Source organism: Blastococcus sp. MG754426 (assembly GCF_021699055.1).
In the GTDB taxonomy this organism is placed as follows: Bacteria; Actinomycetota; Actinomycetes; order Mycobacteriales; family Geodermatophilaceae; genus Blastococcus.
In genome coordinates, this window is sequence record NZ_SSXC01000055.1 from 1 (window position 1) to 19342 (window position 19342).

19 protein-coding genes are annotated in these 19342 nt (G+C 75.2%); 5 read left to right on the forward strand and 14 right to left on the reverse strand.

Going from position 1 to position 19342, the window contains the following annotated elements:
* Positions 1-251: 251 nt before the first annotated feature.
* Complete coding sequence (locus tag E9549_RS16205) at positions 252-872, forward strand: hypothetical protein (RefSeq protein ID WP_236827621.1); 621 nt, start codon at positions 252-254, stop codon at positions 870-872.
* A gap of 10 nt (positions 873-882) precedes the next feature.
* Here E9549_RS16205 and E9549_RS16210 read toward each other — a convergent pair whose 3' ends face one another.
* The 8 genes from E9549_RS16210 to E9549_RS16245 all read right to left on the reverse strand — a co-directional run bounded on the left by E9549_RS16210 (position 883) and on the right by E9549_RS16245 (position 9679).
* Positions 883-1932 (reverse strand): hypothetical protein, encoded by a 1050-nt coding sequence (locus tag E9549_RS16210; RefSeq protein ID WP_236827622.1) that lies wholly within the window; start codon positions 1930-1932, stop codon positions 883-885.
* Positions 1933-1990: 58 nt separating this feature from the next.
* Positions 1991-3019, reverse strand: a complete 1029-nt coding sequence (locus E9549_RS16215) for a hypothetical protein (protein WP_236827623.1) — start codon at positions 3017-3019, stop codon at positions 1991-1993.
* On the reverse strand, positions 3016-3234 hold the full coding sequence (locus E9549_RS16220) for a hypothetical protein (RefSeq protein ID WP_236827624.1): 219 nt from the start codon (positions 3232-3234) through the stop codon (positions 3016-3018). The genes E9549_RS16215 and E9549_RS16220 overlap by 4 nt, the downstream gene beginning before the upstream one ends.
* A 33-nt stretch (positions 3235-3267) precedes the next feature.
* A complete protein-coding gene (locus E9549_RS16225; protein WP_236827625.1) occupies positions 3268-4494 on the reverse strand; it encodes an NAD(P)/FAD-dependent oxidoreductase in 1227 nt (408 codons plus the stop codon).
* A complete protein-coding gene (locus E9549_RS16230) occupies positions 4491-5570 on the reverse strand; it encodes an acyl-CoA dehydrogenase family protein (RefSeq protein WP_236827626.1) in 1080 nt (359 codons plus the stop codon). Before E9549_RS16230 ends, E9549_RS16225 begins: the two co-directional genes overlap by 4 nt.
* Positions 5567-6703, reverse strand: coding sequence for an acyl-CoA dehydrogenase family protein (locus tag E9549_RS16235; protein WP_236827627.1), 1137 nt, complete (start codon positions 6701-6703; stop codon positions 5567-5569). The genes E9549_RS16230 and E9549_RS16235 overlap by 4 nt, the downstream gene beginning before the upstream one ends.
* Before the next feature lie 62 nt (positions 6704-6765).
* Positions 6766-7503 (reverse strand): enoyl-CoA hydratase/isomerase family protein, encoded by a 738-nt coding sequence (locus E9549_RS16240; protein ID WP_236827628.1) that lies wholly within the window; start codon positions 7501-7503, stop codon positions 6766-6768.
* A gap of 31 nt (positions 7504-7534) precedes the next feature.
* Positions 7535-9679 (reverse strand): acetate--CoA ligase family protein, encoded by a 2145-nt coding sequence (locus tag E9549_RS16245; RefSeq protein WP_236827629.1) that lies wholly within the window; start codon positions 9677-9679, stop codon positions 7535-7537.
* A 104-nt stretch (positions 9680-9783) separates the two neighbouring features.
* Here E9549_RS16245 and E9549_RS16250 point away from each other — a divergent pair, with 104 nt between their 5' ends.
* Positions 9784-10503 (forward strand): TetR/AcrR family transcriptional regulator, encoded by a 720-nt coding sequence (locus tag E9549_RS16250; protein ID WP_236827630.1) that lies wholly within the window; start codon positions 9784-9786, stop codon positions 10501-10503.
* 691 nt (positions 10504-11194) lie between these two features.
* A complete protein-coding gene (locus E9549_RS16255; protein ID WP_236827631.1) occupies positions 11195-11434 on the forward strand; it encodes a hypothetical protein in 240 nt (79 codons plus the stop codon).
* Between the two features lie 348 nt (positions 11435-11782).
* Here E9549_RS16255 and E9549_RS16260 read toward each other — a convergent pair whose 3' ends face one another.
* From E9549_RS16260 to E9549_RS16275, 4 genes are read right to left on the reverse strand one after another with little or no spacing between them, the layout of a single operon-like run.
* A complete protein-coding gene (locus E9549_RS16260) occupies positions 11783-12553 on the reverse strand; it encodes a fumarylacetoacetate hydrolase family protein (RefSeq protein ID WP_236827632.1) in 771 nt (256 codons plus the stop codon).
* Positions 12553-13341 carry an SDR family oxidoreductase gene (locus tag E9549_RS16265; RefSeq protein ID WP_236827633.1) on the reverse strand — a complete coding sequence of 263 codons (789 nt, stop codon included), beginning with the start codon at positions 13339-13341 and terminating at the stop codon, positions 12553-12555. Before E9549_RS16265 ends, E9549_RS16260 begins: the two co-directional genes overlap by 1 nt.
* Positions 13342-13344: 3 nt before the next feature.
* Positions 13345-14199: a fumarylacetoacetate hydrolase family protein gene (locus tag E9549_RS16270; RefSeq protein ID WP_236827634.1), complete on the reverse strand. Its 855-nt coding sequence runs from the start codon at positions 14197-14199 to the stop codon at positions 13345-13347.
* 30 nt (positions 14200-14229) lie between these two features.
* Entirely contained in the window at positions 14230-15117 is an 888-nt protein-coding gene (locus tag E9549_RS16275; protein WP_236827635.1) for a dihydrodipicolinate synthase family protein, read from the reverse strand.
* Positions 15118-15251: 134 nt separating this feature from the next.
* Here E9549_RS16275 and lhgO point away from each other — a divergent pair, with 134 nt between their 5' ends.
* Together lhgO and E9549_RS16285 are read left to right on the forward strand one after the other, a co-directional pair.
* Positions 15252-16475 carry an L-2-hydroxyglutarate oxidase gene (gene lhgO / locus E9549_RS16280; protein ID WP_236827636.1) on the forward strand — a complete coding sequence of 408 codons (1224 nt, stop codon included), beginning with the start codon at positions 15252-15254 and terminating at the stop codon, positions 16473-16475.
* A gap of 16 nt (positions 16476-16491) precedes the next feature.
* Positions 16492-17727, forward strand: coding sequence for an MFS transporter (locus tag E9549_RS16285; RefSeq protein ID WP_236827637.1), 1236 nt, complete (start codon positions 16492-16494; stop codon positions 17725-17727).
* A 6-nt stretch (positions 17728-17733) separates the two neighbouring features.
* On the opposite strand, the gene E9549_RS16290 is transcribed toward E9549_RS16285, so the two are convergent.
* Together E9549_RS16290 and E9549_RS16295 are read right to left on the reverse strand one after the other, a co-directional pair.
* A complete protein-coding gene (locus E9549_RS16290; protein ID WP_236827638.1) occupies positions 17734-18627 on the reverse strand; it encodes an NAD(P)-dependent oxidoreductase in 894 nt (297 codons plus the stop codon).
* Positions 18624-19307 carry a dimethylmenaquinone methyltransferase gene (locus E9549_RS16295; protein WP_236827639.1) on the reverse strand — a complete coding sequence of 228 codons (684 nt, stop codon included), beginning with the start codon at positions 19305-19307 and terminating at the stop codon, positions 18624-18626. Before E9549_RS16295 ends, E9549_RS16290 begins: the two co-directional genes overlap by 4 nt.
* Positions 19308-19342 lie beyond the last annotated feature (35 nt).

Below are 19342 nucleotides of genomic sequence, written 5' to 3' on the forward strand. Positions count from 1 at the left end.
CACCCGGCTGGTGCCACGACCCCGAACCCGACCCACCCTGGACCGACGAAGAAGCCCCACCCGACCCGATCACCTTGTGAGTCGTGCGGCGCCGCGCCGGGCCACTGGCCCCTCAGCCACCCGTTGACCCGCGCCGCTGCGCCACCGGAACACCCGCGATCGGATCCGTTCCCAAGCGGCGCGACGGCGAGGACAGTGGGCGGCGCAGCCGCGTCGCCCGGGCCCCGCCCGCTCGCCAGAGGAGCCGTCGCATGTACGCGCGTTCCACCACCATCGCCGGCAACCCCGACCAGGTCGAGCGGGGCATCGTCTACATCCGCACCCGCGTCCTGCCCGCGGTCATGGGCATGGACGGCTTCATCGGCCTCTCCATGCTCGCCGACCGGACCTCCGGCCGGTGCATCGTCACCAGCGCCTGGGAGGACACGACCGCACTCCACCGCAGCGCTCCCCAGGTGAAGGCCATGCGAGCGCGCGCCAGCGACATCCTCGGCGGTCCGGCGGTCGTGGACGAGTGGACGATCGCCGTCCTGCACCGCAGGCATCCCGCGCCCGACACCGCATGCGCCCGCGTCACCTGGACCCGCGGCGACCCCGGCCGGCTCGACCGGATGACCGATGCCTTCGGCGTCAGCATGGTCCCCCGCCTCGAGGAGCTCCCCGGCTTCTGCTCGGTCAGCGTGCTCGTCGACCCGGCGAGCGGCCGCGCCACCACCGCCGTCACCTACGACTCCCGCGACGAGATGCAGGCCGCGCTCGACCGCGCCACCGACCTGCGGGAGGAGTTCAGCGCGCAGATGGCGGCCGAGGTGGTCGAGGTCGCCACCTTCGACCTCGTGGTGGCCGAACTCCGCGTCCCCGAGACGGTCTGACCCGCGACCGTCAGCCCGGTCTGAGGGCCCGCACCGGCACCGTCACCGACCGGGACCCACCCGGCCACGTCGGCAGGAGCAGCATCTTCACGCCCGCGCCCCCGGTGACGACGACGTGCACGTCGGCCGCCGACCCCGCCACCTGCAGGCCCGCGGTCGCATACCCCGGCAACCCCGCGCGGAAGGCCAGCGCGGACGCCGAGCCCCGCAGCAGCGCGCTGCCCTGCTCGAACAGGAACTCCGCGATCCGCTCGTACCCCCACCCGTGCACCGCCAGCAGCTCGGCCGGCTCCGGCGGCAGCAGGAGGAACTGCTCCCCCAGCCCGGCCCGCTGCGGATCACCCGAGGCCAGCGCGACGCCCGCCATCGCCGCCGCGGCCGGTCCGAGCACCGACGGCGGCTCCCGGTAGCCCTCCCCGGGCAGCGTCTCCACCACGCTGCCGACGCCGATGACCGTCACCGCGTCGACGTCCACCCCGAGCCCCCGCCGCTGCGCCAGCGACGGCAGCGGCCGCGCCGCCTCCGCCGTGCAGCACGTGTACTTCGCCGGCTGCCCGATCGTCGCCATGTCGGTCACCCCCGCCGTGGCACCCCCGATGCCCGCGAGCGCCATCGACACCGCCCGCCCGATGCAGGCGTTCGCCCGGTTGCCCGTCCCGAGCCCACCGGAACCCGACGTCATGCCCAGCCGCCTGGTCACGGGCCCGTGCACGAGCACCGCGACCGCCGGCGCACCCGTCGTCGTCGAGAGCCCCAGCAGGTTGAACCGCTCCTGGAGCGCCGCGCGGCAGGCGGCCACCACCACCGGCAGCTCCCCCGGCCGGCACCCCGCGAGCACCGCGTACCAGGCGACCGAGCGCACCGTCAGCGGTCCGAACAGCGGCGGCACCAGCCCGAGCTCCTCGTCGGGCGCCGCCACGCCGTCCAGCATCACCGCGAGCCGGGGCGCGGTCGGCGGCACCACCGGCAGCCCGTCCCCGTGCCCGGCCGCCAGCAGGTCGCCCAGCACCGACGCCGGATCGGTGCCGGCCTCGACCAGCGGCAGCTCCGAGAGGCTCACGGCAGGTCCGGGGTCGGCACGTCCGAGGAAGGGAGCTCGGGGCTCGGGAGGTCCGTGCTCACGGGCGGACCGGCACCGGGCGCGTCACCGCCGCCGTCGCGCCGAACGACGGGATCCACGCCGAGTGCTTCCCCGCCCCGCCGGCGACCAGGATGTGCAGCATGTCCGGGCCGGTGCTGACCGGGTAGAACTCCCCGTCCGGCTTCACCCCCCAGTCCTCGAACTGCCGCTGGTTCTCCTCCGACACCTTCGCCACCGGCACCCGCGCCTGCTCCCACAACCGCTCGCGCAGCGCCTCCGCCGTCCACCCGTCGCGGTGCAGCGTCGCCGCGTGCTCCGGCCCCAGCACCAGGAAGTGCGGGCCCTTCACGTACAGGTTGTTCGACCCGGTCTGCGCCATCGTCCCGGCGATCGTCATGAGCAGCCCCTCGCCGGTCGTGCTGCCGTGGTCGTTGATGTTGTGCGGCCCCTCGCACGCCGCCACCGTCACCGTCGACTCCCCCGGCGCGAACCCGCGGCGCACCGAGAACGGCTCGAACGGGCTCTCCTCCTCGTTCTCCCCGAAGCACCACGTGTACTTCGCCGGCCCGCCCTGCGTCGAGCGGTCCATCGAACCCGGCCGTGCCCCGCCGACGTGCGTCGTCAGCAACTGCACCGCCCGCCCGATCACCGCGTTGGCCCGCGTTCCCTGACCGAAGCAGTTCGTGCCGCTGTTGACCCCCAGCGACGTCCGCACCGGCCCGTTCACGATCACCAGCGGCGCGCACGGGTGGGTGGTGGCCAGCACGCCGTGCAGGTTGTACTCCGGCGCCAGCAGCGCCCGCACCGCGGCGAGCACGACCGGCAGGTCGGCCGGCCGGCACCCGGCCATGACGGCGTTCGCCGCGAAGCTCTCCCGCGTCGGCACCAGCCCGGACGGCGGTACCGGCCCCAGCTCCAGGTCGATGCCGTCGAGCGCCGCCAGCGCCGCCGCCACCCGCTCCGGCGTCGGCGGCACCGTCGGCAGCCCGTCGCCCCAGCCGCGCTCCCAGGCGACCTCGTGCCAGTTCTCCTCGGTCACCCCGGGGAGGTCGATCACCTCGGTCATGCGCTCCCCCGCGCCTCGTCGGCCAGCGGCAGCAGGGCACCGGCCGCGACCTCGATCCGCTCCGCGAGCTCCTGCTCGTTGAGCCCGCCCACCGGGTGCGGCACGACGACGACCCGCGGCGACACCCGCCGCGCCTTCGCCTGCGCCTCCACCAGCGGCAGGAACGTCGAGGTCACCAGCAGCGGTGCCACGACGCCACGCTTCTCCAGTTCCACCGAGTCGTGGAGACTCCACGACGAGCACGAGCCCTAGTCACCGACCGCCACCAGCACCACCTTGTAGCGCTGCGCCAGCCAGTCGATGACGTCCTTGTCGGCCGCCGCCGAGGCGTTGGGCTTGCTGGCGAACCCGAGCTCGGCCAGCCCCCAGTGCTCCTGCAGCCGGTCGCCCACCCCGCGCAGCAGCTCGGTGGCGTTCGGCTTGGAGTTGGAGAACAGCGCCACCTCGGTCCAGTCCGCGCCGCCGCCCTCCGGTACCGCGCCGTCGGCCTCGTCCGCCGGCACGCCGTAGGTCGGGTCGACGACGCGCAGCCACGGCCCGGCCGCCGACGCCGAACCCCCCGGCGCCGGACCCGCCGCGGCCCGGCGCGCGGCCACCGCCGCCTCGCCCGCCGCCGTCCCGTCGACGATCGCGGCCGCCACCGACTGCACCGCACCCGACCGCGCGTCCCCGGCCACCAGCACCGTGCCGGCCGCGGCGCCCAACCCCTCGGCGGGCAACCGGCCCGCGGCATCGGCGGGCACCTCCTCGACCAGGCCCGCCGGCCCCCGTCGTCCCACGTAGGTGAACAGCCCCTCGACCGCCAGCTCCCGCGGCCCACCGGCCGTCTCGACGACGACGGCCGCGAGCACGCCCTCCCCCCGCAACGCGGTTACCCGCACCCCGGGGAGCACCTCGACCCGCTCCGCGGCGGCCAGCCGACGAGCGCGGTCGGCATCCCACCGCGGCTCCCCCGGCACGAGCACGGTGACCGCCGAGGCCACCTCCGCCAGCTCCAGCGCCTCCTCGGCCGTCCACTCGTCGTCGCCCACCACCGCCACCGCGCGGCCGCGGAACAGCGGCCCGTCGCACCCGGCGCAGGTGGAGATCCCGCGGCCGACGAGCTCCTCCTCGCCGGGCAGCCCCAGCCGCCCCGGCCCCAGCCCGGTGGCGACGACGACCACCTGCGCGGTCACCGCCCCGGCGCCCGCCTCCAGCCGTACCGGCGTGCCGGACCGCACCCGGGTCACCTCGTCGAAGGCCATGACCACACCGGCCGCCTCCGCCTCGGCGACCAGCCGCGACACCAGGCCGGCCGAGTCCGCGGTCTCCCCCGGCGCCGGGTGGTCGTGCACGGAGGTCAGGTTGACCAGCTGCCCGCCCGGCGCCATCCGGTCGTAGGCCACCACCCGCAGCCCCGCCCCGGCCGCCACCCGGGCCGCTGACAGCCCCGCGACACCCGCGCCGACGACGGCGACGTCCCAGTCGGTGCTCATGCGCTCACCAGCCCCCTCGAGATCCGCGGCCACAGCTCGTCGGCACCGGCCTCGGCGAGCCGCCGCCCGAGCTCCCGGCCCCACGCCCGCTCGCTGCCGAACTCGTCCCGCCACGACCACAGCCGCCGGGTGAGCTGGCCGAGCTCGTACTCCTTCGTCATGCCGATCGCCCCGTGCGCCTGGTGCGCGGCGCGGGCCGCCACCGTCGCCGCCTCCCCGGTCACCGCGGCGGCCGCGGCGACGTCGAAGGAACCGGGGTCCGGCCGCGCGTTCCGGGCAGCCACCTCCACGGCCATGCGCGCCAGCTCCGCCTCCTCGGCGATCGTCACCAGGTGCGCCTGCACCGCCTGGAAGCGGGCCACCGGCCGGCCGAACTGCTGCCGCTCACCGGTGTACCGGACGGTCAGCTCGGCCACCCGCGCCAGCGCGCCCGAGATCAGCGCCGCCCGGCCCAGCGCCCCGCGCAGCCGCAGCGCGTCGGCGTCGACACCCGCCGGCGCCGGCGCGACCGCCTCGTCGGCGAGCGGCACGTCGTCCCAGCTGAGGGTGTCGCGGGGCTCCGCCGCGAGGTTCCGGCCCCCGAGAACCTGCGCCACCGCCGTCGGCGCGGAGACGACGTACCGTTCCCCGCCGACGGAGGCCAGCAGCACCACCCGGGTGCTCCGGCCGCCCCACGGCACCCGCTGCACCCGCGCGGTCAGCCGCCACGTCCCGGGCCCGCCGGAGAGCTCGACCACGTCACCGGGTCGCCCGACCGCCACCGACGCCGGTCCCTCCGGCAGCTCCAGCCCGGCGGCGGCCAGCGCCCAGCCGGCCAGCAGCCCGCTCTCGGCCAGCGGCACCGGCGCGGCGAACCGCCCGGCCACGGCCAGCAGCGCGCACGCGTCGGCGACGTCGCCGCCGGAGCCGCCCGCTTCCTCCGGCACCGACACGTACGGGAAGCCCGCCTCGGCCAGCGCCGACCACAGCCGCTCGCTCCAGCCCGTGGCCTCGGCCGCGACGACGTCCTCGGGGGTGCACCGGTCGCGCAGCAGCCCGGTGGCCACCTCGGTCAGCATCGTGCCGTGCTCGCTCATGCCAGCCCCTTCGCGGCCACGGACCGCAGGATCTCGGTGGTACCCCCGCGCAGCGTGTACGACGGCGAGGTCAGCACGGCCTCGGCCAGCAGCTGCTGGAACAGCGTGCCCGTGCCCTGGTCGACCTCCGTCTCGGCGGCGCCCCGCAGGGCCTCGACCAGGTCCTGCTCGAACCGGGTGCCGACCTCCTTGACCAGGGCCGCCTCGACCACCGGCACCTGCCCGGCGTCCAGCGCGCGGGCCACCGACAGCGACAGCCCTCGGATCGCCCAGGCGCGTGCGGCGAGCCGCCCGATCACCGCCGCCTCGTCGTCGGCGACCGCCTTGCCGGCCCCCTCCCGCACGAACTCGCGCAGCACCGGGAACGTCGAGAGCCACCGGTCGGGCCCGCTGCGCTCGTAGGCGAGCTCGCTGGTCACCTGCTGCCAGCCCGAGCCGATCTCGCCGAGGACCATGTCGTCGGCGACGAACACGTCCTCGAGGGCGACCTCGTTGAAGTGGTGCGACCCGTCGAGGTAGGGGATCGGCGACACGGTCACGCCGTCGGCGCGCAGGTCGACGATCAGCTGGGAGAGCCCGGCGTGCTTGCGGCCCTCCTCCATCGGGGAGGTCCGGCACAGCACGGCGAAGTAGTGGTTGCGGTGCGCCTCGCTGGTCCACACCTTGGTGCCGGTGACGCTCCACCCGCCGTCCACCCGCGTCGCGCGGGTGCGCACCGAGGCGAGGTCCGAGCCCGAGTCGGGCTCGCTCATCCCGAGCGAGAAGTAGATCTCCCCCGCCGCGATCCCCGGCAGGAAGCGGCGGCGCTGCTCCTCGGTGCCGAAGTGCAGCAGCGTCGGGCCGGTCTGCCGGTCGGCCACGAAGTGCGCGCCGATCGGGGCGCCGGCGGCCAGCAGCTCCTCGGCGACGACGAAGCGCTCCACCGCGCTGCGGCCGTGCCCGCCGTACTCGGGCGGGATGGCCATGCCCACCCACCCGCGGGCGGCGAGCCTCCGCGAGAAGTCCGGGTCGTAGCGGCCCGCGAAGCCGAGCGCCGGGCGGTGGCCGGCGGGCAGCTCCGCGGCCAGGAAGCCGCGCACCTCGGCGCGCAGCGACTCCTCGGCGGGGGTGAGGGGTGTGGCGCCGAACTGCATGGCCGGGCTCCTCCGGTCGGGGGTGCCCGCCGGGCCGCACCAGGCGGCCCGGCGGGGTGTGCTCAGGCGGTCTCGCGCCGCCGCTGGGACCACATCTGCGTGGCCCGCTCGAAGTGCAGGGCGGCCTCCCAGCCGATCCCGGGCGGGCCGGACTCGGTGCGGAACGAGCGCGCCGCCTCGCGGGCGAGCTCCGGGTCCTTGGCGGCGCGGCCGGCGAGCTCCATCGCGAGGTCCTCGACCTCCTCGTCCGGCACCGCCTTCCACGCCAGGCCGATCTCCGCGGCGCGGAGCCCGTCGATCTCCTCGCTGAACAGGCCCATCGCGGCGGTCGCCTCGCGCCCCGCCGTCCGGGAGCTGATGGTGAAGTAGCCACCGCCCGGGTGCAGGCCGATGCGGAGGAAGCCGGCCAGCAGCCGCGCGCGCTCGGAGACGATCCGCAGGTCGGTGGAGAGGGCCAGGTTCATGCCGGCGCCGACGGCGGCACCGCGGACGGCGGCGATCGTCGGCACCTGCAGCAGGCCGACCCGGCGGAACGCCTGGTAGACCGCGCCGAGCTCCTTGTAGGTCTTGTCCTCGGCCTGGTCGGAACCGGCCGTCCAGCGGCGGCGGTCGGCGCCCGAGCAGAACATGCCGTCCTTGCCGCGCACGACCGCGGCGCCGATGGCGGGGTCGCGGTCCACCTCGTCGCACAGCTCCGACAGCTGCATGCCCATCTCGGGCGTCAGGCCGTTCTTCACCTCGACGTTGTCGAGGGTGAGGACGGCGACGCCGCCCTGCTTCTCCAGGTGTACCTGTCCCACGCGGGAGTCCTGCCTCTCTGTGTGAGTGGTGCTATTCGCCGAGCGGGGCGCGCTGGCCGGTGGTGCGCACCAGCACGTCGACGGCGGTGGCCCCGCCGCCCTGCGCCCCGACGATCAGGGGGTTGACCTCGAACTCGGCCAGCCTGTCACCCCCGGCAACCGCGGCCTGCGACAGGCGCACCACCGCGTCGACGGCAGCCGCCACGTCGGCCGACGGCGCACCGCGGAAGCCGGCGAGCAGCGGCCAGGCGCGCAGGCTGCGCAGCATCGACCAGGCCCGCTCCGGGGTCACCGGTGCGAGGCCGGAGGCGATGTCGCGGTAGAGCTCGGTGGTGATCCCGCCCAGCCCCACGGTGACCACCGGGGGGAAGCCGTCGCGGCCGGCGGTCGCGGCGAGGATCAGCTCGGTGCCGGGTGGGATGAGCTCCTGCACCTGCACCCCCTCGACGTCCGGGACGTGGTGTCGGCGAGCCGCCTCGACCAGGTCGGTGAAGACGGTCGCGGCCTCCTCGGCGGGCACCCCGACCCGCACCCCGCCGACCTCGCTCTTGTGCGCGAGGTCGCCGGCGGCCAGCTTGAGCACCCCCGGGCCGGGCAGCGCGGCGACCGCCTCGCGGGCCGCCTCGGGCGTCGTCACCAGCGTGGCGGCGGGCTGGGCGACGCCGATGGCGCGCAGCAGCTCCGCCCCGTCGACGACGTCGGCCTCCAGCAGCTCGCGGACCCGGGCGGCCGGCACCTCGGGCGCGGGCGGCAGCGCGGGCGCCGCTCCCCGGTGCGGCGGCGGCGCCATGCGCGCGGCGGCCCGGACCACCCCGCCCACCGAGCCGAAGACCGGGATGCCCGCGTCGCGGAGCACCCGCCGGCCCTCGGTGGTCAGCTCCTGCCCCGCGATCCAGCCGACGAGCAGCGGCACCGGCAGCTTGGCGGCGGTGAGCACCAGGTCCTCGGCCAGCCGCGCGCCGGCGTCGCCCACGACCATCGTCACGAAGACGGCGATCGCGTCCACCGACGGGTCGTCGGCGACGATCCGGCAGACGTCACCGAAGGCGTGCGCGCCCCGGTTGAACAGCTGGGCGGTGACGTCGACCGGGTTGGCCAGCGCGCCGAACGCCGGGATCAGCGGGCGCAGCCGGTCCTGGGTGTCGGCGGAGAGCTCGGGCATCTCCAGGCCGTGGTCCTCGCACTGGTCGGCCGCGAGGCTGCCGGCGCCGCCCGAGGTGGTGACGACGGCGATCCGCCGCCCCTCCGACCGCTTGCCGGTGGAGAGCAGCGCCGCGACCGACAGCAGCTCGTCGATGTCGTGGACGAGCACCACGCCGTGCTCCTCGGAGGTGAGCACGAAGGCGACGTCGTCCCCCAGCATCGAGCCGGTGTGGCTGGCCACCGCCCGGCGCCCGGCGCTGGAGCGGCCCGACCGGAGCACCACCAGGTGCCGGCCGGTCTCGCGCGCCCGGCGGGCGAGCTCGGCGTAGGCCTGCCCGTCGTCGGTGGCCTCCACGTAGAGCATCAGGACGCGGATGGCCGGGTCCTCCAGCAGCTCCCGGGAGACCTCCAGCAGGTCGAGGTCGGCCTGGTTGCCGGTGCTCGCCCAGAACGACAGGCCCAGCCCCATGTCGGTGGCGAGGTCGAGCACCGAGCCGCCGACGGCACCGCTCTGCCCGACGTAGGCGACGCCGCTGTCGGAGGTCAGCGGGCGGTCGGCGGCCGCGGTGAAGGTGGCGACCACGCCGGTCGGCGCGTAGAGGAAGCCCTGGCAGTTGGGGCCCAGCACCCGGACGCCGGTCTCCCGCGCCACCGCGGCAAGCCGCTGCTGCAGCGCCAGCCCGTCGGGACCCACCTCGGCGAAGCCGGAGGCGTAGACGACCGCGGCCGAGGCGCCGGCCGCGGCCGCCTGCCGGATCGCGTCCTCCACCCGGTCGGCGGCGACCAGCACCAGCACCAGGTCCACCGGCCCGGGGACGTCGGCCAGCGTCGGGTAGCACTTCTGCCCGACCAGCTCCTCGTAGTTGGGGTTCACCGGGTACAGCGCGCCGGTGTAGCCGTGCTCGACCAGGTAGCGCAGCGGCCGGGACATCAGGTTCTCGGTGCGGCCGGAGATGCCGAGCAGGGCGATCCCGCGCGGCCGCAGCAGGGCGCCGAACCCACCGGGGCGGGAGTCGGTCGACGAACCGGTCAACGTGATCCGCCTTCCGGGCGGGCGACGGGATGGGCACGACCAGCTAAGTTGACACCGACGTCAGTGTCAACCGTGCCCGGGCGTCCCGGGAAGGAGGCCTCCTGGTGCAGCTCCCTGGTCCGACCGAGCAGCCGGGCGCCGCCGCGGTCGCTGCCGCGGAGGGCCCCGCAACCCCGCTCACCGAGCGCGGCCGGGCGATGCGCGGGCGGCTGCTCGACGCGGCCCGGCAGGTGTTCGAGCGGGACGGGTTCCTCGACGCCCGCGTCACCGACATCTCGGCGGCGGCCGGCGTCGCGCACGGCAGTTTCTACACATACTTCCGGTCCAAGACCGACGTCTTCCGGGCCCTCGTCGCCGCCACGATGGACGACCTCTACGCCTCCCTCGGCAGCGGCGCGGAGGGCGGTAGCGGCGCCGAGGCAGGCAGCGGCGCGGACGACGGCGGCGCGCGTGACCGCCTCGTAGACCCGGTCGCCGCGATCGAGCGGGCCAACCGCCGGTTCGTCGCGATGTACCGGGAGAACACCGCGCTGATGGCGCTGTTCGAGCAGGTCACCACCTTCGACCCCGAGGTGCGCGCCGTCCGGCAGGGCGCCCGCGAGCGGATGGTCGGCCGGGTCCGGCACAGCATCGAGCGGTACCAGGCCGACGGGCTGGTCGCGGCCGACCTGGACGCCGAGTACAGCGCCCACGCCCTCGTCGCCATGGTGAACGGGCTGGTGCACTACTGGCTGGTGCTCGGCGGCGACTTCGAGCAGGAGCGCCTGGTGGAGACGCTCACCCGGCTGTGGGCGCAGTCCCTGGGGCTGACCCCGCCCCGCTGAACGCCCGAATCGGCCGGCGGTGGATGGGCAGCAAGGCATTCGGCGGGTACGAATCCGCCTCCGACGCCACCGTGGCGGCAGCCCTGCTTCTTGGCCCCGGAGGCGGCTCCAGGGACACCCGCCCTGCTGCACATCGGCGGCTAGCCTCCCGTGTCGTGACCACTCCTAGCTGCCCCGACTGTGGACACGCTTGGAGCCACCACGCCGGCACTTCGCTGGTGCTCAACGCATGCGCTGAGTGCATCTACGAGGAAGACCACGACCTTCGGGATCAAGCTGCCATGTGTGCCCACGTCCCGCCCGCTTCGGAACACGTACCAGCAGCTCGAGCACTGCACGCCCGTCACATGCGCCGCCGGTGGCGCGGTGACCGCGTATCCGTCGAAAACCGCAGCGGCGCACGTTGGCTACTCCGACCGTCTGCTCCTCCCGGTGACTCGGTCGGGCACCTCCTGAAACAGGTCCAGCAAGACCTGGCGACCATGCCGGTCAACCGGTTTCGGGAGAAGTACCGGCCTCTTGCGGAGTAGCCCTCAGTGGGCCGCTCTGGGACGGAAGGCGGCTCAAGGGCGCACGCCCAGCAGCCGACAATGAGTCCGTGAGCGGGGGGCGGCATCGCGGACAAGGTCGCGCGAGAGCGCCGTACCTGTCCCTGGACCGATCTCGACGCCGGAAGATCGTCGAAGACTTGGTGTTCGGTCGCCTCATCGATCCGGCCGACGAGCCATTCGCCCGCTGGCGGGCGGAGCAGGCGGCTTCACAGCTCTCGCACGGGGTATGGATGGGCACCTTCTTCGGCGCCGTCTTGCTGAGATATTTCGACGGCACACCAACCATGTGGGTGTGTCTTGCCGTGGCGACTGCCATCTATTTGTTCGGACTCAGCTTTGCGATCCGGATGCGCCTATGGCTGCACCGCCATCCCCAGTGACGGGGACGTCTCCCATAGTGGGCCACTCAAGGACGCGGGGAGGTCCTCGAAAGGCGGTGGATGAGGCCTGTAGCCATGGTCCCGGCCCCGCCCTGGTCGAGTCTCAGCACACCCGGACCTCCGCCGTGATTGAAGGGGAGGCAGTCCGCTCGAGCCGGGCACGGGAGCGCTGGGTGGCCACGTCGAGCCGGGATCCCGGCCGGCCCCGGGGGTTGAGCCGCTCCACCCAACCCTGAGCCGCGTGCAGACGCGGCTCGAGGTCCGCTGGTCCGGGTCAACCCGCGCGTGGGCAGCTTGGAACCCGGCTCCACCTCGGGCGGGGACCCCGGCAGTCGCCCCAGCAGCCGGTCAGCCGGTGATGCGGGTGGCCAGCGTGCCGATGCCCTCCACGGTCACCTCGACGTGGTCCCCGCGCTGCAGCGACCCGACCCCGGCCGGCGTGCCGGTCAGCACCACGTCACCGGGCAGCAGCGTCATCGCCTGGCTCACCCAGGAGACGCACGCGGCGACGTCGCGCAGCATGTCCGCCGTCGTCCCGTCCTGCCGCAGCTCGCCGTTGACGGAAGACCGCAGCGCCAGCGACGAGGGGTCGATCTCGGTCTCCACCCACGGCCCGAGCGGGCAGGCGCCGTCGAACCCCTTGCCGCGGGTCCACTGACCCTCGCTCTTCTGCACGTCGCGCATCGTGAGGTCGTTGGCCACGGTGTAGCCGAACACCACCCCGGCGACCTCCTCGGCCGCCACCGCCTTGCAGCGCCGGCCGATGACGACCGCGAGCTCGCCCTCGTAGTGCAGGTCCGAGGTGAGCGCCGGGTACTCGACCTCGGCGTCCGGGCCGACGACCGAGGTGGAGGGCTTGAGGAACACGATCGGCACCTCGGGCACCTCGTTGCCGAGCTCCTTGGCGTGCTCGGCGTAGTTCCGCCCGAACGCCACCACCTTGCTCGGCTCGACCGGCGCCAGCAACCGCGCCTGCCCGAGCGGCAGCTGCTCCCCGGTCCGGCGGAGGCCGTCGTAGGGCAGCCCCTCGAGGGCGTGCAGCACCGCGTCCTCGCCGTCGCCCTCGACGACGGCGTAGGAGGGCGCGCCGCCGGGGGCCTGGTACCGGGCGATGCGCATCAGATGGCCCTGACCAGGCCGCCGTCGACGAGCAGGTTCTGCCCGGTCAGGTAGGTGTTCGCGCCGGAGACGAGGAACGCCGCCACGCGGCCGAACTCCTCGGCCTCCCCGTAGCGACCCAGCGGGATCGCCTTCTCCGACCGCGCCCGCACCTCCTCGATCGAGAGGCCGGTCTTCTCCGCCTGGTTGGCGTCCAGCGCGGCGACCCGGTCGGTGGCGATCCGGCCGGGGCCGACCGTGTTGACCAGCACGCCCTCACCCGCGAACTCGATGGCCAGCGACTTGGCCAGGCCGACGACGGCCACCCGGTAGGTGTTGGACAGCAGCAGGTTCTCGATCGGCTGCTTCACCGACGACGACGTGACGACGGCGATGCGCCCCCACTGCTGCTCCCGCATGTGCGGCAGCACCCCGCGGATCAGCCGGACCGTGCTCATCAGGTTGAGGTCGTGCGCCTGGTACCACTTCGCGTCGTCGACCGCGTCGAACCCGCCGGGCGGGGGGCCGCCGGCGTTGGCGACGAGGACGTCCACGCCCCCGAGCCGGCTCCGGGCCTCCTCCAGCAGCCGCTCGACGTCAGCGGGATCGGCGACGTCGGCCGGGCAGTGCTCGACCTGCGCCCCGGTGGCCTCGGCGATCTCGGCCGCCGTCCTCGCCAGCTGCTCCTCGCCGCGGCTGGAGATCATCACCCGCGCGCCCTCGGCGGCCAGCTGGGTGGCGGTCGCCCGCCCCAGCCCCTTGCTGGCCGCGGTCACGAGCGCGGTCCTACCGGTCAGCTGCAGGTCCATCGGTCACTCCACGGGGTTCGAGAGGTCACGGAAGCCGGCGATGGAGCAACCGGCGGTGTCGCCGGGCCGGATGTGCACGGCACCGGGGGTGCCGGTCGAGATGATGTCGCCGGGCAGCAGGGTCATCACCCGCGAGTGGAAGGCCACCAGCCACCACGGCCGGAACGTCATGTTGGAGACGACGTTGCGCCGGTGCACCTCGCCGTTGTGGATGGTCGCGACCTCGAGCGCGTCGACGTCGGCCACCTCGTCGACGGTGACCAGCTCCGGGCCGAAGCTGAAGAAGGTGTCGAAGCTCTTCGACCGGGTCAGGTACCGCGGGTTCTTCTCGAGGATGTCCTCGGCGGTCATGTCGATGATCGTGGTGAACCCGGCGACGACGCCGGGCGCGTCGGCCTCGTCGACGTCCCGGCACTCCCGGCCGATGATCAGACCGAGCTCGCCCTCGGCCGTGGTCCGCTGCGACTGCGGCGGGATCCGGATCGCGTCGCCCGGGCCGATGATCGCGGTGTCGGGCTTGAGGAAGCTCGCCGGCTCCGTCGACGGCGCCTTCTCGGACAGGTCGGCGGCGTGCTCGACGTAGTTCAGCCCGATGCCCCAGATCTTGCGGGGCCGCCGGTAGAGCGGCGCGTAGGCGAGCCGGTCCTGCGGGATGGCCAGCTCGTCGAGCAGCCCGGCCGGCGCCCCGCCGACCCACTCCCGCAGCGGCTCGACCTGCCCCTGCTCCAGCAGCTCCTGCACCGTGCCCGGCCAGGTGGTGCCCAGGGCTTCGTTGACGGCGGTGAGCAGCACCGCACCGGAGGGGCGGACGAGTGCCGCCGGCTCGGCGCCGTCGATCCGCAGGGAGGTCAGTCGCACTGGGGTTCCCGTCTCTCGGGTGACCGCCGGTCAGAGACCGACGGCCGCGATCAGGTCGTCGAGCTCGGCGAGGGTGACGTCGTCGACCGGCGGGGCCGGGAACCGCGCGTGCGGCGAGCTGATCGCGCCGCGCCGGGCGAACACCTGCTTGCGGATGGTGACCCCGCCGACCCCCAGCTGCGCCTCGTAGCGGATCAGCGGCAGGTGCTTGAAGAAGTAGGCCTGGGCCTCCGCGCGGTCGCCGGCGACGAACTTCTCGTAGGTGCCGACCAGGACCTGCGGGAAGCCGAACCCGGTCATGATCCCGTCGGCACCGCGCAGCAGCTCCTCGTACAGGTAGACCCCGCCGAGGCCGCCGAAGATGCCCACCGGCGAGGTGACCGCCTTCCGCACCGCGGTGATCTTCGGCAGCGTCGGCGTCTCCTCGAGCTTGAGGTACCGGCACCCCTCGATCTCCTCGAGCAGCCGCACGAGGAAGGGCGCCGGCATCGTGACGCCGGTGTTCACCGGCTCGTCCTGCACCACCACCGGCACCGACACCGCCTCGGCGACCCGGCGGAAGTGCTCGAAGACCAGGTCGAGGTTCTTCGTGTTGTCGGGCGGCGCGAGCATGACCGCCGCCGCGCCGGCGTCCTCGGCCCGGCGCGCGTAGTCCAGCGCCATGTGCGTCGCGCGGGCCGACACGCCGGCCACGACCGGCACCCGCCCGGCGGCCGCCCCGACGTAGCGGCGGAGCACCCGCTCCCGCTCCTCGTCGAGCAGCTTGGCGGCCTCGCCCATGATGCCGAGGATGGTCAGGCCGTGGGCGCCGGCGCCGAGGTAGTCCTCGACCAGGGTGTCGATGCTCCCCTCGTCCACTGCGCCGTCGTCGGTGAACGGGGTGAGGGTGATGGGCAGGACCCCCCGCAGGGTGGTCACCACCGCGCACCCCGCGCGGACGCACCCTGCCACGGGCTGCAACACTCGGTGATCGCCATCACAAGGTCACCGTAACGGTTGCCCGGGCGATGCTCAGGCCGGGTCCCACCCCGTGGGCCCAGATCGGAGGATCCATGTCTTCCACCCGGTTCGCCGTCGTCGGCGGCGGCATCATCGGCGCGGCGGTCGCCCGGCGCCTCCTGCAGCTCGAGCCGGACGCCCGGGTGACGCTGCTGGAGAAGGAGGACCACCTCGCCGCCCACCAGACCGGGCGCAACAGCGGCGTGGTGCACGCGGGGCTGTACTACGAGCCGGGCTCGCTGAAGGCGGTCCTCTGCCGCCGCGGCGTCGCGCTGCTCAGGGAGTTCTGCGCCGAGCACGGTCTCGGCTACGACGAGATCGGCAAGGTGCTCGTCGCCCTCGACGCCACCGAGGAGAACCGGCTCGGCGCGATCGCCGAGCGGGCCCGCGCCAACGGCGTCCCCGGCATCCGCATCATCGGTCGGGGCGAGCTCGCCGAGCTCGAGCCGCACGTCACCGGCGTCGGCGCCCTGCACTCCCCCACCACGGCGATCGTCGACTACGCGGGCATCACCCGGGCGCTGGCGGCCGACGCCGAGGCCCGCGGGGCCACCGTCCGCACCGGCTTCGCCGTGACCGACCTGCGGCACACCACGGGCGGGCCGGCCGAGGAGGTCGTCGTCCGCGGGGGGGACGGCGAGGAGCTCGTCGTCGACCGGGTGGTCCTCTGCGCCGGGCTGCAGGTCGACCGGCTGGCCCAGCTGGCCGGCGACGTGGGGGCGCCGCGCATCGTGCCCTTCCGCGGCGAGTACTTCGCCCTCGTCCCCGGGAAGCGCGAGCTGGTCAACGGCCTCGTCTACCCGGTGCCCGACCCGCGGTACCCCTTCCTCGGGGTGCACCTGACCCCTCGGTTCGACGGCGAGGTGCTGGTCGGCCCGAACGCGGTCCTGGCGCTCGCGCGCGAGGGCTACCGCCGCCGCGACCTCGACCTCCGCGAGCTGGCCGAGACCGCCCGCTACGCCGGCTTCCGCCGGTTCGCCCGGCAGCACTGGCGCACCGGCGTCGCCGAGATGTACGGGTCGCTGAGCAAGCGGGCGTTCACCCGGGCCGCCCAGCGCTACGTGCCCGAGCTGACCGTCGCCGACCTGGTGCCCGCCGAGGCGGGCATCCGTGCGCAGGCCCTCGAGACCGACGGCAGCCTCGTCGACGACTTCCGCATCACCCGCACCGGAGCCGTCGTCGCCGTGCGCAACGCGCCCTCCCCGGCCGCCACCTCGTCCCTGGCCATCGCCGAGCACATCGTCGACGACCTGCTCGACCGCCGTTCCGCCGCGTGAGCGCGCCGTGGTGGGCGTGACCGCGCCGGCCCGGCGGCGGGACCGCGGGCCGGCGAGCTCGGGGGCGGCAGCGGCCGCCGCGGTGACCGTGACGACGGTCGGCGTGCTGCCCATCTACATGGTCGGCGTCCTCTGGGTGCAGATCCGCGAGGAGCTCGGTTTCGGGCCCTCGCTCCTCGGGAGCCTGGTCGCCTGCTTCTTCCTCGTCTCGGCGGTCTCGGCGCTGACCGCCGGCGCCGTGGTGCGCCGCTTCGGCACCTCGCCGGTGGTCCGGCTCTCCGCCGTCGTCGGCGGGCTGGCGATGCTCGCCGTCGCCGTCGGGGCGCAGCACACCGCGGTGCTGGTCGGCGCGCTGGTCGTGGCCGGCTGGGGCAACGGGGTCGGCCAGCCGGCGAGCAACGACCTGATCGCCCGCGCGGTGACGCCCGGCCGGCACGGGCTGGCCTACGGCACCAAGCAGGCGGCGATCCCGCTCTCGACCATGCTCGCCGGGGTCGCCGTCCCGCTCGTCGCCATCCCGCTCGGCTGGCGCACCGCCTTCGTGATCGGCAGCGTGCTGGCGCTGCTGGTCCTGCTCGGCGTCCCCGGGAGCGCCCGGCTGCCGGCCCGCGACGCCGTCCAGACCTCCGAGGCGGCGGGGCCCTTCCACCGGGCCGCCCTCGTCGTGCTCGCCCTCGGGCTCATGCTGGGCGCGGCCACCGGCAACGCGCTGGGATCCTTCTTCGTCGCCACCGCCGTCGACTCCGGCATCGCCCCCGCGACCGCCGGCGTGCTCGCCGCGGTGGCCAGCGGCGTCGGCGCGGCGGCGCGCGTGGCGTTCGGCTGGCTGGCCGACCGGGTGCGCACCCGGTGGCTGCTGGTCGTCGCCGCGCAGATGTCGATCGGCGGGCTCGCCTACGCCCTGCTGGGCACCGGGGTGGAGGTTCTGGTGGCCGCGGGCGCGGTGATCGGCTACTGCACCGGGTGGGCCTGGGCGGGGCTGTCCACCTACTCGGTGGCCCGCATGCACCCGGGCATGGCGGCCCGCGCCACCTCCATCACCCAGGGTGGGATGGGCGCCGGGGCGGCACTGGGCCCGCTGGCGTTCGGCGTGGTCGTCGCCTCGACCTCCTACGCGGTCGCCTGGTACGCCACCGCCGCGGTCTCGGCGGTGGCGGGCGCGGTCGTGGTGCAGGGCCGGCGCATGCTGCTGCGGGACCGGCCCGAGCTCGTGGCGGCGCAGCGGCTGCGCCGGCAGGCCCGCTCGGGCTGAGCCCGGTCACCCCGGCGGATCGGCGGGCAGCCGCCCCAGGACGTCGAGGGCCTCGGCCAGGGACGCCGGCACCGCCCCGGGCTCGTGGCCGGCCGCGGCCAGGCCCCGCGCGGTCAGCTCGTGCCGCGCCACCAGCCCGCCGGAGAGCAGCGGCGGCACCCCGGTCCCGGCGACGGTGTCCCGGGCCATCCGCACCTCGACCTGCCGCCGCCCGGCGTGCCCGACGTGCGTGGTCACCAGCATCGTGGCGAAGTCGCGGGTCGGGTAGCGGTCCAGCGTCTCCTCGACCATCGCGATCAGCGGCTCGACGACCCCGAGCTCCCGGGCGGCCAGCAGCGCCTCCACCCAGAGCCCCTCCATCCCCTTGACGACGACGCTGCGCAGCATCTTCAGCGCCGCGGCCGCGCCGACCTCGCCGCCGACCACGCCGGCTCGCAGCCCCACCCCGCGCAGCAGCCCCGCCGCCCGTTCCGCCTGCGGCCCGGCCAGCGAGATGGGGATCGCCGCGCCGTCGAGGGTGATCCCGCCGCCGGTCATCACGCCGTCGACCACCCGGTCGCCGCCGAGCGCCTCGGCCACCGCACGCTTGTCCCCGGGTGCGGTGGAGTTGAGGTCGACGTAGAGCAGGTCGTCCCGGCTGCCGGCGGCGCACTCCACCGCCGCCGCCACCGCGGTCGCCGGCGTGACCAGGGAGAGCACGACGTCCCGGTCGGCGAGGGCCGCGAGCTCCTCGGCCGCCGAGGCACCGGTGGCCTCGATCGCCGCACGCGCCGCCGGACCGCGGGCGGGGTCGAGCAGGACGCGGTCGTGCACCAGCAGGTCGGCGCCCGCGGCGGCGACCGCACCGCCGATGACCCGGCCGGCCTCGCCGAACCCGATCAGCCCCCAGCGCGGGGTCACCGCGCGCTCCGCTCGCCGGCGGGCACCTCGGCCAGCGCCGCGGTCACCCACGAGCGGTCCAGGGTGCCGGCGGCGATCTGCCGGAACATCTCCTCCTCGGCGGCCAGCCGCTCCTCCCCCGCCGCGACCACCTCGGCGGCCCGCTCGTGCGGCACCACCACGACCCCGTCGGCGTCGCCCACGACCAGGTCGCCGTCGCGCACCACCGCGCCACCGGCCTGCACCGGACCGCGCACCTCCCCCGGGCCGTCCTTGTAGGGCCCGAGGTGGTTGATCCCCCGCGCGAAGACCGGCACCTGCCCCTCGGCCAGACCCTCCCGATCCCGGACGGCGCCGTCCACCACCAGCGCCGCCAGCCCCCGCGCGGCGGCGTAGCGGGCCATGATCTCGCCCAGCACCGCCCGGTCCAGCGCGCCGCCGCCGTCCACGACGAGCACGTCGCCCGGCTCGGCGAGGTCCAGCGCCCGGTGCACCACCAGGTTGTCGCCCGGGCGGGTGCGCACGGTGAACGCCGGCCCGGCGACGCGCGGCCACGCGGCGCCGGGCACCCAGTGCAGGCCGGTCGCGCCCTGGGCCCGCTCCATGCTGTCGGACAGGATGCTGGTCGGCAGCCCGCGGGCCCGGGCGAGCAGCGCGGGGTCGGGGCGGGGGCCGGGTGGGTGCAGCCGGCAGGTGCTCATCGGGGTGCTCCTCTCGTGGTGCGCCCGCCGGAAGG

Coding starts and splice junctions, on each gene's coding strand:
- E9549_RS16205 (WP_236827621.1), top strand. CDS start 252: ATGTACGCGCGTTCCACCACCATCGCCGGCAACCCCGACCAGGTCGAG.
- E9549_RS16215 (WP_236827623.1), bottom strand. CDS start 3,019: ATGACCGAGGTGATCGACCTCCCCGGGGTGACCGAGGAGAACTGGCAC.
- E9549_RS16225 (WP_236827625.1), bottom strand. CDS start 4,494: ATGAGCACCGACTGGGACGTCGCCGTCGTCGGCGCGGGTGTCGCGGGG.
- E9549_RS16230 (WP_236827626.1), bottom strand. CDS start 5,570: ATGAGCGAGCACGGCACGATGCTGACCGAGGTGGCCACCGGGCTGCTG.
- E9549_RS16235 (WP_236827627.1), bottom strand. CDS start 6,703: ATGCAGTTCGGCGCCACACCCCTCACCCCCGCCGAGGAGTCGCTGCGC.
- E9549_RS16260 (WP_236827632.1), bottom strand. CDS start 12,553: ATGCGCATCGCCCGGTACCAGGCCCCCGGCGGCGCGCCCTCCTACGCC.
- E9549_RS16265 (WP_236827633.1), bottom strand. CDS start 13,341: ATGGACCTGCAGCTGACCGGTAGGACCGCGCTCGTGACCGCGGCCAGC.
- lhgO (WP_236827636.1), top strand. CDS start 15,252: ATGTCTTCCACCCGGTTCGCCGTCGTCGGCGGCGGCATCATCGGCGCG.
- E9549_RS16295 (WP_236827639.1), bottom strand. CDS start 19,307: ATGAGCACCTGCCGGCTGCACCCACCCGGCCCCCGCCCCGACCCCGCG.